Raw genomic sequence first — 13,077 nt, 5'->3', positions numbered from 1 at the left:
TCGCGACTAACAGTCAACTGCAGTAAAGAATAAAAAGGCCCTTAGTGTTTTCAAGCTAAGGGCCTTTTGTTTTTACAACTTTTCGTTTTCAACACGTCTATTTGCCACTATTTATTTACCACTATGAGTATTTCAAGTCATTTGCGCCTGAGTGCGGATTAATACCTTATTGATACATAGGGCCAAAGCCAATACTCCAGAGAATAACGCTAGTGGCCATTAAACCGACCAAGAGCACTAAACCGGCTGTGACCATAGAGCTGGCGTAAATAAAGCCTTTCTCTTCAGGGATATTCATAATGATGGGCACACCTGCGTATAGCAAATAGACCGAGTAGGCTAAGCCAACGAGTCCAACAATCATAATGAACCAGAGTACTGGATAGAGTGCGGCTAAACCGACCATAAATAGAGGCGTTGCGGTGTAGGATGCGAGCTCTAAGGCTTGCGTGAAGGTGGGTTGGGCATCGAAGGTTTTTGCCATCCAGTAGGCTAAATAGGCTAGGGCAAAGACACCTGCAATCAGACCGAAGTACATTCCGACGGACATAAACATGGCGCTTTGTGGAGTGAGATAAATAGGATCCCCCGCTCCCGGATTCCAACCAATATATGCAGTGGCGATAAAGCTACAGACAGCTGGAATCAGTGCAATGAGAATAACGTGACTTAAGCTACTTTTGAGTGCCTCGTGATTCTTCTCAATCGCGTGCCACTCTTGTTTTGGATGAGTGTATAACCCCATTAAGTGATTCAATATCATTATAATTATCCTTGTTCAGCATTGATGATGGCTCGCCAAACGTCAGACGAGCTGATAACAGCTCTACAATCAGGGTTAAACGCTCTCCTATCCCTTAACGCCCGACTGCGTACACTCCGAATTGAGACACGGTGTGATCAGGATCTCAGTTCTTAAAGTGTAGATTATTTATTGAACAAAAAGTTCATCTCGTCAAGTTTCCCTCGGTGTAAAGCTATAGCTTGTCGATAATTACGCGTAAAATATGACGATATTTTTTTAATGATTTTTGAGTGATCCCATGCAGCAATTATTGGCACCTGTTCATGCGTTTCTTCGTTGTGAGACGCCGCAAACTTGGATTGATCTGGCAAGAGCCTCAATCTCGTTAGATGAACTCTTAATCGACCATTGTAATTGTGAGCTAAAAGCGGCGCAGACAGCGATGTTCTTATTGAGGCGATACGCATTAGATAAAGACAGCGGGCAATCGCTATTGGCGTGGGCAAAACCCTATGAGGAATTTGTTTATCACAAGGATCGCGATATCGAGCAGTTTTTGGCTCGCGATGTTAAAAAGAACGAGCTGGTTGCCAATCTACAGCCGAATCAGCATTTTGCTTTTGCTCGGGATCTTATTCCGCCACTAATTCGTTTGATAAAAGAAGAATTCCATCATTTTGAGCAAGTGTTGGAGTTGATGCATGCACGGCACATTCCGTATCGCAATATTCGTGCGGGGCGTTACGCAAAGGGCATGATGAGCCACGTGACCACCCATGAGAAGGATATTCTGCGGGATAAGTTGATTGTGGGTGCGTACATTGAGGCGCGCTCCTGTGAGCGCTTTGCCAAATTAGCGCCTTACTTGGATGCGGAGTTAAGTAAGTTTTATGTGTCCTTACTGCGCTCTGAGGCGCGTCATTTTGAGGATTATCTTAAGCTGGCGCAGCTCGTTTCAACGGAAGATATAACTGATAGAGTCGCTTATTTTGGCGAGAGGGAGGCCGAATTAATTATGGCGCCCGATGACGAGTTTCATTTCCACAGTGGCCAACCCTTAGTTGCCTAGCGGCAATGCAAATAGCGGCCTCAATCATATTCAGGTATGAGGCCTAAGCGGTTCGTGATGTGTTAATGGTGAGGGCGCTATAGGTGCTTAGCTGGCGTCGAAGGGCAGGCTTTTTAAATCCACGCCATCGGCGCTGACCACCAACACACTGCCTTGCTCGTACCAATCACCAACCACAATACGTTTGCAGCCATTAGTGAAGTTGTGGATGGCGGGTCTGTGGGTATGACCGTGGATCATCTGTTTGCAGTGGGTCTGGGCAAATAACGCATCCACCGCACTTGGTTCCACATCCATGATGACATAGCTTTTTTGTTGATTGCTGCTCTGACTATTGCTGCGGATCTTATTGGCAATCGCTTGACGTTTTCTCTTCGGCAAACAGCTATAAAGCCAACGGGCGAAGGCAAAACTGCGTAGTTTGCGAAAGCGTTGGTAGGCTTTATCTAAGGTGCACAAGCTATCGCCGTGCAAGATAACCGTACTAACACCATAGAGATCTAAGCAGGTGACTTCGGGCAACATTTGCATACCCGCAGCATCGGTAAATTGTTTGCCTAACATAAAGTCACGATTACCGTGAATAAAGTAGATGGGCAATCTTTGGGAGATTTGCTTGAGCCTGCGTGCTAATTCGAGGGCAAAAGGCGCGGCCAAATCGTCGCCGACCCATACCTCAAATAAATCCCCAAGAATGTAGAGGGCATCGGCATCATCAAGTTCTGTATCGAGGAAACGATTAAAGGCTTTGGTGATATCGAGGCGATCGGCACTTAAGTGCAGATCGCCAATAAATAAGGTCCGCATCCTAGGGAATTAGGCCGCACTTACTTTTTCAATCACAACCGCTTCTAATGGCACATCTTGGTGCATGCCACGGTTACCAGTGCTGACAGCTTTGATTTTTTCAACGATGTCCATGCCTTCAACGACTTCACCAAATACGCAGTAACCCCAACCTTGCATGCTTTCAGATTTGAAATCGAGGAAGGTGTTATCGTTTACGTTGATGAAGAACTGAGCCGTCGCTGAGTGTGGATCAGAAGTACGTGCCATCGCGATAGTACCAGTACGGTTTGATAAACCGTTGTTGGCTTCGTTTTTCACTGGCTCATGGCAACGTTTTTGGCTCATTTCAGCGGTAAAGCCACCGCCTTGGATCATAAAGCCGTCAATTACACGGTGGAAAATGGTGCCGTCGAAGAAACCTTCGTCAACATATTTCATAAAGTTTGCCACGGTCAGCGGTGCTTTTTCGGCGTTCAGTTGCAGTTTAATGTCGCCAAAATTAGTGTGTAATGTGATCATGTTTTCATACTCTCAGTAAATAGTGGCGCGATTCTAACTTATCTCGGATTGCACGCAAAGTGCAGTATTCAAAACCCTCGTCAGCGTGGTAGACTGACTCCTTGATTTTACACTCGAATCTATCATTGAAGAGAATGCCGATGTTGAAGATTTACAATAGTATTACCCGCCAAAAACAGGAATTTAAGCCAATTACTCCCGGAAAAGTTGGGATGTATGTATGCGGGGTGACCGTATACGATCTGTGTCATATTGGCCATGGGCGTACTTTTGTTTCCTTCGATATGATCGTTCGCTACCTGCGTTACGCGGGTTATGAAGTGAATTTTCAACGTAACATCACCGATATTGATGACAAAATCATCAAACGCGCCAACGAAAACCAAGAAGATTGCAATACATTAACCGATCGCTTGATTGGTGAAATGCACAAGGATTTCGATGCGCTGAATATGATCCGTCCCGATTTCGAGCCCCGTGCCACTCTGCACATTACCGAAATCATCGATATGGTTGAGCGTTTACTGGCCCGTGGTCATGCCTATGTGGCAGCCGATGGCGATGTGCTGTTCAGTGTGGCCTCTTTCCCTGAGTACGGCCGTCTATCAGGTCAGAACCTGGAGCAATTACAGGCGGGGGCACGGGTTGAGGTTGACGATAACAAGCAAAATCCAATGGATTTCGTGCTGTGGAAAATGTCTAAACCGGGCGAGCCAACATGGGAGTCGCCATGGGGGCCGGGCCGTCCAGGCTGGCATATCGAATGTTCGGCAATGAACAGCAAGCACTTAGGCCTGCATTTCGATATTCACGGTGGCGGTTCAGATTTACAATTTCCTCACCATGAGAACGAAATTGCTCAGTCTTGCTGCGCCCATGATACGCCGTACGTGAATTACTGGATGCACACTGGCATGGTGATGGTTGACCGCGAGAAGATGTCAAAGTCTTTAGGTAACTTCTTCACTATTCGTGATGTATTAGGCCATTACGATCCTGAAACCGTGCGTTACTTCCTGCTATCGGGTCACTACCGTAGCCAAATCAACTATTCAGAAGAAAACCTCAAGCAGGCGCGTGCCGCCTTAGAGCGTTTATACACTGCGATTAAAGATGTTGACCTGACTGTAGCGCCGGCACCTGCCGAAGAGTTTGTCGCTAAGTTTAAAGCGGCAATGGACGATGACTTTAATACGCCAGAAGCCTACTCAGTGCTGTTTGATATGGTACGTGAGATCAACCGTTTGAAAACCACCGATATGGCGCAGGCTTCAGCTATGGCTGTTGCCATGAAGCAACTGGCCGATGTATTGGGATTATTGCACCAAGCGCCCGATGCCTTCTTTAAAGGCGAGGGTAGCGATGATGAAGTGGCAGAGATTGAAGCGCTGATCGTTGAGCGTAATCGTGCCCGCGTCGAAAAAGATTGGCCTGCGGCTGATGTTGCGCGTAATCGTTTAAATGAGCTTGGTGTGGTGTTAGAAGATGGCCCAAGCGGTACTACTTGGCGTAAGAAATAGGTTGGCGTAATAAATAATCCCATCGCTTAAGTTTGATTCGTATCGATAATAAAAAACCTGCCAATGGCAGGTTTTTTTATTGGTCTCACGCGTTTGATTAAGCTCATGTTATTGCGTTACCGGCTACTGAGCTGAGATGGCTAAATCGCAGGTTTAAATGCTGCGATTTGCGCCATAACTTACGCCATAACTTAAGCCATTATCTACGAGATGGCGAAGCACATTAGTCGTGATATTGCTCTGCCGCATACAGGGTATTTTCAAGTAGGCTGGCAATCGTCATAGGGCCAACACCACCAGGGACTGGGGTGATAAAGCTGGCGTTTTGCGCAGCAACATCATATTGCACGTCGCCCACTAAGGTACCGTTTTCTAAGCGGTTAATACCCACATCGATAACAATGGCGCCCGGTTTAATCCATTCACCTGGGATAAAGCCAGGTTTACCCACGGCAACCACCACTAAATCTGCCTGACGGATTTTTTGTTCTAGATTTTTTGTAAAGCGATGGCATGTGGTTGTGGTACAGCCCGCAAGCAATAGCTCCAGTGTCATTGGGCGGCCGACAATGTTTGATGCGCCTACCACAACGGCATCTAATCCATAGGTATCAACACCCGTTGATTTGATTAAGGTCATGATCCCCATGGGGGTACATGAACGTAATACGGGAATGCGCTGGGCTAAACGGCCAACGTTATAAGGGTGAAAACCGTCGACATCTTTATCGGGGCGAATACGCTCAATGACTTTAGAGTCTTCGATATGCGCAGGTAGAGGGAGCTGCACTAAGATACCGTCGATCGTCGGATCATCATTGAGTTCGTCGATAAGGGCTAATAATGCTTCTTCGGTATAACTGGTATCGAGATCGTAAGAGCGAGAAATAAATCCCACTTCTTCACAGGCTTTACGTTTACTACCAACATAAACCTGAGAAGCGGGGTCGGCTCCCACGAGAATGACGGCTAAACCTGGTACGCGTTGTCCTGCCTCTTTGCGGGCGGTTACTTTTTCGCGAAGTTGTGTGCGGATGGATTGAGCAATCGCCTTGCCGTCGATTATTTGGGCTGTCATGGGTGTAGGATATCCTTTATATGGGCGATGGTGAAAACTGTCGTTAACACAGAGAGTGGCAATCGCGGCTATTTTAACAGGGCGTTGCGGGTGTGTCATGGTGAAAGCCGCGGCGAAATGGATAAAAACAGGCGTATTCGCCTGATAATTCAGCATCTAGTTTGAATGCTTAAAAAAATCGTTGACGGGTGCAAAGTGAGGGGCTAAGATGCGCTCCGTTCTCAAGCAGATGTGCTCATTTGCTCTGAAAACAATGATTCTCGGTGATTAGCGCAGTCCGGTAGCGCATCTGGTTTGGGACCAGAGGGTCAGAGGTTCGAATCCTCTATCACCGACCAAATTAATATTATTGGCTCATAAATTACTCAGGTAGTTTGAGCGGGTAATAGCGGATGACTTCATTAAGAAAAGTTATCCCGCCTAGGTTAGGATACAGCAGAGTCTGTAAACCATGCGCCCGTAGCTCAGTTGGATAGAGCATCCGCCTTCTAAGCGGATGGTCGCAGGTTCGAATCCTGCCGGGCGTACCAGTTTCAGTGGTGATTGTAGCTCAGTTGGTAGAGTCCCGGATTGTGATTCCGGTTGTCGTGGGTTCGAGCCCCATCAGTCACCCCATTTTTAAGTACTTTGAGTACAAAATAAAAAAAGCGACCTCTGGTCGCTTTTTTTATACCCTAGATTCGGCCGTAGAGGCTCGACTCTGCACAAAACGGTGGCTATAATGTCGCGTCTTGATAGATATCAACTAACAGCGACCTGTGCCGAAAGCCAATAGTGGTGGGCATTGTAGTCAAATTTAATGATCAAGAAACGAATACCTGAATAGTTGAAGACTCGACTATTACAAAGGACGTTAGACAAATTTCGAGGTAAAACAATGCAAGTTTCTGTTGAAGCAACCCAAGGCCTAGAGCGTCGCCTGACCATTTCTGTTCCTGCTGAACAAATTGAAAAACTGGTTAAAGACAGTTTACAACGTGAAGCTAAGCGTGCTCGTATCCCAGGTTTCCGTCCTGGCAAAGTGCCTGTTACTGTAATCAACAAGCGTTATGGCGCAGCTATTCGTCAAGACATCACTGGTGAAGTGATGCAACGTAATTTTATCGAAGCGATCATCGCTGAGAAATTAAACCCAGCTGGCGCACCCACTTTCGTACCTGGTGCGACTGACGGTGAAAAATTCGAATTCGTAGCGACTTTCGAAATCTACCCAGAAGTTGAGCTGAAAGGTTTAGATGCAATCGAAGTAGAACAACCAAAAGCGTCTGTAACCGATGCTGACGTAGACAGCATGATCGAAACCTTACGTAAGCAACACGCGACTTTCGCAGCTGTTGAGCGTGAAGCGGCTGACGGCGACAAAGTGAAAATGAACTTTGTTGGTTCAGTTGACGGTGTTGAATTCGAAGGCGGTAAAGCTGACGATTTCGAACTGCAATTAGGCAGCGGCCGTATGATCCCAGGTTTTGAAGCGGGTATCTTAGGTCACAAAGCCGGTGAAGAATTCGTTATCGACGTGACTTTCCCAGAAGAATATCACGCTGAAAACTTAAAAGGTAAAGCGGCTAAGTTTGCTATCACTTTAACTGAAGTGTTAGCGGCTAACTTACCAGAAGTAAACGATGAGTTTGCTGCATTATTCGGTATCAGCGAAGGCGGCTTAGAAGCGCTGAAAACTGAAATCCGTAAGAACATGAACCGTGAACTAGAGCAAGCGTTAAAAGCTAACGTGAAAGAGCAAGTGATCAACGGTCTGTTAGCTAACAACGACATCGAACTGCCAAAAGCACTGATCGATGGCGAAGTTAACGTACTGCGTCAACAAGCGATGCAACGTTTCGGCGGTCAAACGGCTAACATGCCAGAACTGCCAGCGGAATTATTCACTGAGCAAGCGGCTCGTCGCGTGAAAATCGGTCTGTTATTAGGCGAAGTCATCAAGACTAACGAGCTAAAAGCTGAAGATGAACGAGTACAAGCTCTGATCGCTTCTATGGCTTCTGCATACGAAGATCCAAGTGAAGTTGTTGCGTATTACAACAGCAACAAAGAGCTGATGCAAAACATGCGCAACGTTGCGCTTGAAGAGCAAGCTGTTGAAGCACTGCTTAAATCTGCTAAAGTGACCGAAAAAGAAGTCGCTTTTGAAGAATTTATGAACAAGGCTACAGGTCGCGCATAAGCTAAGCTTGACTTGATTGGCAGTTCGCCATTTATAATGGCTCGTATGAGGCTCCTCATGCGAGCCATTTTTATTTAGGGAAACGAATAATGCATAATGCGTCAGACATACAAAGTGCTTTAGTGCCTATGGTGATCGAACAGACGGCTAAGGGTGAACGCTCATTCGATATTTATTCTCGTCTGTTAAAAGAGCGGATTATCTTTTTAGTGGGTCAAGTTGAAGAGCATATGGCGAATCTGATTGTGGCGCAGTTGCTATTCCTCGAATCAGAAAGCCCAGATAAAGATATCTTCTTATATATCAACTCACCCGGTGGCTCAGTCACTGCAGGTATGGCGATTTACGATACCATGCAATTTATTAAGCCAAACGTCAGCACTGTGTGTATTGGTCAAGCGGCCAGCATGGGCGCGTTTTTATTAGCCGGTGGTGAAAAGGGCAAGCGTTTCTGCTTACCTAACTCACGCGTGATGATCCACCAACCACTGGGTGGATTCCAAGGTCAGGCTTCTGATATCGCTATTCATGCCCAAGAGATTTTAGGCATCAAGCATAAACTGAACCTGATGTTGTCAGAGCACACTGGCCAGCCACTCGAATTGATTGAACGTGATACCGATCGCGACAACTTCATGAGTGCGACTCAAGCGGTTGAATATGGTTTAGTTGACGCAGTGATGACTAAACGCGGCTGATTTTTACTTTTGACTGGGCTATGCTCTATTAAGCAAAGCCCAGTAAAGGGTTAGCAAGTTTAAGACAAGCAGTAGAGCAGACTGCAAATGAGGTAATTAATGGGCGACAACAAAAATAATGGTGACAGCGGTAAATTGCTGTACTGCTCTTTTTGCGGTAAGAGCCAGCATGAAGTCAGAAAACTGATTGCAGGCCCATCAGTATACGTATGCGACGAATGTGTTGAATTATGCAACGACATCATTCGTGAAGAGATTAAAGAAATCTCCCCTAAGCGTGATAATGATAAATTGCCAACGCCACATGAGTTGCGTGCGCATTTAGACGATTATGTGATTGGTCAGGACAGAGCCAAGAAAGTGCTGTCTGTCGCTGTATACAATCACTATAAACGTCTGAGAAATTCTTCTCCTAAAGATGGCGTGGAATTAGGCAAGAGTAACATTCTGCTGATTGGTCCAACGGGCAGTGGTAAGACGCTGCTGGCTGAAACACTCGCGCGCTCATTGAATGTCCCATTTACTATGGCTGACGCCACTACCTTAACCGAAGCGGGTTATGTGGGTGAAGACGTTGAAAACATCATTCAAAAGCTGCTGCAAAAGTGCGATTACGATGTTGAAAAGGCACAGCGCGGTATCGTCTATATCGACGAAATCGACAAGATCAGCCGTAAATCGGATAACCCATCGATTACCCGTGACGTATCGGGTGAAGGCGTGCAGCAAGCGCTGCTGAAACTTATCGAAGGTACGGTTGCCGCGGTTCCGCCTCAAGGCGGTCGTAAGCATCCACAGCAAGAGTTCTTACAGGTAGATACCTCTAAGATCCTGTTTATCTGTGGTGGTGCTTTTGCTGGCCTTGAAAAGGTGATTGAACAGCGTGCTCACGTAGGTTCAGGTATCGGTTTCGGTGCGCAGGTTAAGGGCGAGAAAGATAAGGCAACGATTTCGCAAACCTTATCTCAAGTCGAACCCGAAGATTTAGTCAAATATGGCTTGATCCCTGAGTTTATCGGTCGTCTGCCCGTTGTAGCGACGCTGACCGAGCTGGACGAAGAGGCCCTAGTGCAAATTCTGTCTGAGCCCAAAAACGCGCTGACTAAGCAATACAACGCGCTGTTTGAGATGGAAGGGGTTGAGCTAGAGTTCCGCGAAGATGCGCTCAAAGCGATTGCACATAAAGCCATGTCGCGCAAAACCGGTGCCCGTGGTCTACGTTCAATCGTAGAAGGTATCTTACTCGATACTATGTACGACATTCCTTCAATTGAGGGCGTTGTGAAGGCGGTTGTTGATGAATCTGTGGTGAATGGTGAATCTGCACCTATCCTGATTTACGAGCGTAACGACGCGCAAGCGGCCTCTGGCGAGCAATAATTGTACTGATTATTCATAATCTGAAAATCAAGGAGTCCATCGGGCTCCTTTTTTTATTTTGACCATTGAAACCCAATAAAGCGCCCCAATATACTCCATAACTAATCCCTTTCATCTAAACGGAATCGAACTATGACCTTAGAGCGTGAAGCGCATATCGAACTCCCCGTGCTACCACTGAGAGATGTGGTGGTCTATCCCCATATGGTAATTCCGTTGTTCGTTGGCCGAGAAAAATCGATTCGTTGTCTCGAAACGGCAATGGCCCAGGATAAACAAATTATTTTAGTCGCTCAGCGTGACGCTGAGTTAGACGAGCCGACCAAAGACGATATCTTTGAAGTGGGCACTGTAGCGTCTATTCTGCAACTCCTTAAACTGCCTGACGGTACGGTCAAAGTGCTGGTCGAAGGTGGTCGCCGCGCCCGTATTACGCGTTACACTCAGGAAGCAGATTTCTTTGTGGCTAAGGCAGAGTACCTTGAGTCTGAGCCTTTAGAAGACAAAGAAGAGGAAGTCTTGGTTCGCAGCGCGATTGGCCAATTCGAAGGCTATATCAAGCTCAATAAGAAGATCCCACCAGAAGTGCTTACCTCGCTTTCTGGCATCGATGAAGCGGCGCGCCTCGCCGATACCATGGCGGCTCATATGCCACTCAAGCTTGAAGACAAACAGTCTGTGCTTGAGATGACTAACATCGGTGAGCGTCTGGAATATTTAATGGCGATGATGGAGTCGGAAATTGACCTGCTACAGGTCGAGAAACGTATCCGTACCCGCGTTAAAAAGCAGATGGAAAAGAGCCAGCGTGAGTATTATCTGAACGAACAGATGAAAGCCATCCAAAAAGAATTGGGTGACTTAGACGAAGGCCACGACGAGTTTGAAGTCTTAAATCGTAAGATTGAAGAAGCTAACATGCCGAGCGATGCCAAAGAGAAAGCCGTCGCCGAGCTGAATAAATTACGCATGATGTCACCTATGTCTGCAGAAGCGACCGTGGTTCGCAGCTATGTTGATTGGATGACCTCAGTGCCTTGGAGCCAACGCTCTAAAATCAAACGCGATTTAGCCAAAGCCCAAGAAGTGCTGGATACCGATCACTACGGTCTGGAAAAGGTCAAAGACCGCATTCTGGAATACTTGGCAGTGCAGAGCCGTGTGCGTCAACTTAAGGGCCCTATCCTGTGCTTAGTCGGCCCACCAGGTGTGGGTAAAACCTCATTAGGTCAATCGATTGCGAAAGCAACTGGTCGTAAGTATGTGCGTGTTGCCTTAGGCGGTGTGCGTGATGAAGCGGAGATCCGTGGTCATCGCCGTACTTACATTGGCTCAATGCCGGGTAAAGTCATTCAAAAGATGGCGAAAGTGGGCGTGAAAAACCCCTTATTCCTGCTCGATGAAATCGACAAAATGAGCTCGGATATGCGTGGCGACCCAGCGTCAGCACTGTTAGAGGTGCTTGACCCTGAGCAAAACGCGACCTTTAACGACCATTACCTCGAAGTCGACTACGACTTATCCGATGTGATGTTCGTGGCGACCTCGAACTCGATGAATATTCCAGGTCCGCTTCTGGACCGCATGGAAGTGATTCGTCTGTCGGGTTACACCGAAGATGAGAAGCTCAATATTGCTAAGCAGCATTTACTGACCAAGCAAATCGAGCGTAACGGTCTTAAAGCGAACGAAATTCATATCGAAGATAGTGCGATAGTCGGCATTATTCGCTACTACACCCGTGAAGCCGGTGTGCGTGCACTCGAGCGCGAATTGTCGAAGATTTGCCGCAAGGTCGTGAAAATGATCCTGCTGGATAAATCCATCAAGTCAGTCACAGTGACCGCGGACAATCTCAAGTCTTTCCTCGGTGTGCAGCGTTTTGACTATGGCAAAGCGGAATCGAACAACCAAATCGGTCAAGTTACTGGTTTGGCGTGGACCGAAGTGGGCGGCGATCTGCTCACCATTGAAGCGACATCAGTACCCGGCAAAGGCAAGTTGACCTATACAGGCTCACTTGGCGATGTGATGCAAGAGTCGATTCAAGCGGCGATGACGGTCGTACGTGCCCGTGCGGAACAATTAGGTATCAACGGCGACTTTTATGAGAAGCGTGATATCCATGTTCACGTGCCAGAAGGGGCGACGCCAAAAGATGGTCCATCTGCTGGCGCGGCAATGTGCACTGCTTTAGTGTCTAGCCTAACGGGGAACCCTGTGCGCGCCGATGTGGCGATGACGGGGGAAATTACCTTACGCGGAGAAGTGTTACCAATTGGTGGTTTAAAAGAAAAACTGCTCGCGGCACACCGTGGTGGCATTAAATTGGTATTAATTCCAAAAGAAAACGAACGTGATCTGGAAGAAATTCCTGCCAATGTGATTGCAGATTTGGAAATTCGTCCCGTGCGTTGGATCGATGAAGTGTTAAAACTGGCGCTGGAAAGACCGGTTGAAGGCTTCGAAGTGGTTAAAAACTTGGCATAACGCAAGAAAATGCGCTATCACGCTAAAAAAAATGAAAAAAGGGGCTTAACAAAGCGCAGACCTGTGGTAGCCTAGGTCTGTGGAGAGCCAGTTGCTCCAAGCCCTTGGCGCAACTGGCTTTGAGCTGTATCCAGTTTTATTTCTTTGGTTTTCGAACTCAGCTTGAACTTTGAATTCAAGCTTGTTATAAAAGCCTCCGCAGACCGCTCTAGAGACGGATTTGGTTGCGGCGCAAAAAAATTACATTCAAGGGGATGACATGAACAAATCTGAACTAATCGAGAAAATCGCTTCTGGTGCTGACATTTCTAAAGCCGCTGCTGGCCGTGCACTGGATTCTTTTATCGCAGCTGTGACCGAAGGTCTGAAAGAAGGCGATAAAATTTCTCTTGTTGGTTTTGGTACTTTTGAAGTGCGTGAACGTGCTGAGCGTACTGGTCGCAACCCACAAACGGGTGAAGAAATCAAAATCGCAGCAGCAAAAATTCCAGCATTCAAAGCTGGTAAAGCTCTGAAAGACGCTGTCAATTAATTTTTGATATCGTAGCCTTTGTAAGGCGTTCGTAATGATAAGCACTGTTCAAACAGTGCTTTTTACGAATTGAAA

Annotated in this window: 11 protein-coding genes and 3 tRNA genes; 10 read left to right on the top strand and 4 right to left on the bottom strand. The window is 46.9% G+C overall.

Features of this window, described 5'->3' with window-relative positions; all coding sequences use genetic code 11:
- Positions 1 to 166 precede the first annotated feature (166 nt).
- Positions 167 to 763 carry a Yip1 family protein gene (locus tag SHEWMR4_RS13160; RefSeq protein WP_011623254.1) on the bottom strand — a complete coding sequence of 199 codons (597 nt, stop codon included), beginning with the start codon at positions 761 to 763 and terminating at the stop codon, positions 167 to 169.
- A gap of 280 nt (positions 764 to 1,043) precedes the next feature.
- Here SHEWMR4_RS13160 and miaE point away from each other — a divergent pair, with 280 nt between their 5' ends.
- The gene (miaE, locus tag SHEWMR4_RS13155; protein ID WP_011623253.1) at positions 1,044 to 1,814 is read left to right on the top strand and encodes a tRNA isopentenyl-2-thiomethyl-A-37 hydroxylase MiaE; all 771 of its coding nucleotides are present in this window, start codon (positions 1,044 to 1,046) and stop codon (positions 1,812 to 1,814) included.
- An 87-nt stretch (positions 1,815 to 1,901) separates the two neighbouring features.
- On the opposite strand, the gene SHEWMR4_RS13150 is transcribed toward miaE, so the two are convergent.
- Together SHEWMR4_RS13150 and SHEWMR4_RS13145 are read right to left on the bottom strand one after the other, a co-directional pair.
- The gene (locus SHEWMR4_RS13150; RefSeq protein ID WP_011623252.1) at positions 1,902 to 2,621 is read right to left on the bottom strand and encodes a UDP-2,3-diacylglucosamine diphosphatase; all 720 of its coding nucleotides are present in this window, start codon (positions 2,619 to 2,621) and stop codon (positions 1,902 to 1,904) included.
- Positions 2,622 to 2,630: 9 nt separating this feature from the next.
- Positions 2,631 to 3,122 (bottom strand): peptidylprolyl isomerase, encoded by a 492-nt coding sequence (locus tag SHEWMR4_RS13145; RefSeq protein ID WP_011623251.1) that lies wholly within the window; start codon positions 3,120 to 3,122, stop codon positions 2,631 to 2,633.
- A 140-nt stretch (positions 3,123 to 3,262) separates the two neighbouring features.
- Between SHEWMR4_RS13145 and cysS the strand changes: the two genes are divergently transcribed.
- Entirely contained in the window at positions 3,263 to 4,642 is a 1,380-nt protein-coding gene (gene cysS / locus SHEWMR4_RS13140) for a cysteine--tRNA ligase (protein ID WP_041408802.1), read from the top strand.
- 223 nt (positions 4,643 to 4,865) lie between these two features.
- Here the strand turns inward: cysS and folD are convergent, their stop codons facing one another.
- Positions 4,866 to 5,720, bottom strand: a complete 855-nt coding sequence (gene folD / locus SHEWMR4_RS13135; RefSeq protein WP_011623249.1) for a bifunctional methylenetetrahydrofolate dehydrogenase/methenyltetrahydrofolate cyclohydrolase FolD — start codon at positions 5,718 to 5,720, stop codon at positions 4,866 to 4,868.
- 261 nt (positions 5,721 to 5,981) lie between these two features.
- Here folD and SHEWMR4_RS13130 point away from each other — a divergent pair.
- From SHEWMR4_RS13130 to hupB, 8 genes are all read left to right on the top strand, one after another.
- Positions 5,982 to 6,058 (top strand) — tRNA-Pro (locus SHEWMR4_RS13130).
- A 115-nt stretch (positions 6,059 to 6,173) separates the two neighbouring features.
- A tRNA-Arg gene (locus tag SHEWMR4_RS13125) sits at positions 6,174 to 6,250 on the top strand.
- Positions 6,251 to 6,259: 9 nt separating this feature from the next.
- Positions 6,260 to 6,335, top strand: a tRNA-His gene (locus SHEWMR4_RS13120).
- A gap of 262 nt (positions 6,336 to 6,597) precedes the next feature.
- The gene (gene tig, locus SHEWMR4_RS13115; protein WP_011623248.1) at positions 6,598 to 7,902 is read left to right on the top strand and encodes a trigger factor; all 1,305 of its coding nucleotides are present in this window, start codon (positions 6,598 to 6,600) and stop codon (positions 7,900 to 7,902) included.
- A gap of 89 nt (positions 7,903 to 7,991) precedes the next feature.
- On the top strand, positions 7,992 to 8,600 hold the full coding sequence (gene clpP, locus SHEWMR4_RS13110; protein ID WP_011623247.1) for an ATP-dependent Clp endopeptidase proteolytic subunit ClpP: 609 nt from the start codon (positions 7,992 to 7,994) through the stop codon (positions 8,598 to 8,600).
- 99 nt (positions 8,601 to 8,699) lie between these two features.
- Entirely contained in the window at positions 8,700 to 9,980 is a 1,281-nt protein-coding gene (gene clpX, locus SHEWMR4_RS13105) for an ATP-dependent protease ATP-binding subunit ClpX (protein ID WP_011623246.1), read from the top strand.
- 132 nt (positions 9,981 to 10,112) lie between these two features.
- Positions 10,113 to 12,470 carry an endopeptidase La gene (gene lon / locus SHEWMR4_RS13100; RefSeq protein ID WP_011623245.1) on the top strand — a complete coding sequence of 786 codons (2,358 nt, stop codon included), beginning with the start codon at positions 10,113 to 10,115 and terminating at the stop codon, positions 12,468 to 12,470.
- A gap of 259 nt (positions 12,471 to 12,729) precedes the next feature.
- Complete coding sequence (gene hupB, locus SHEWMR4_RS13095) at positions 12,730 to 13,002, top strand: nucleoid-associated protein HU-beta (protein ID WP_006081127.1); 273 nt, start codon at positions 12,730 to 12,732, stop codon at positions 13,000 to 13,002.
- Positions 13,003 to 13,077: the final 75 nt, after the last annotated feature.

Origin of the sequence: Shewanella sp. MR-4, from assembly GCF_000014685.1 — a bacterium.
Taxonomy (GTDB): domain Bacteria; phylum Pseudomonadota; class Gammaproteobacteria; order Enterobacterales; family Shewanellaceae; genus Shewanella.
This window is presented reverse-complemented; position numbering and strand designations above follow the sequence as displayed.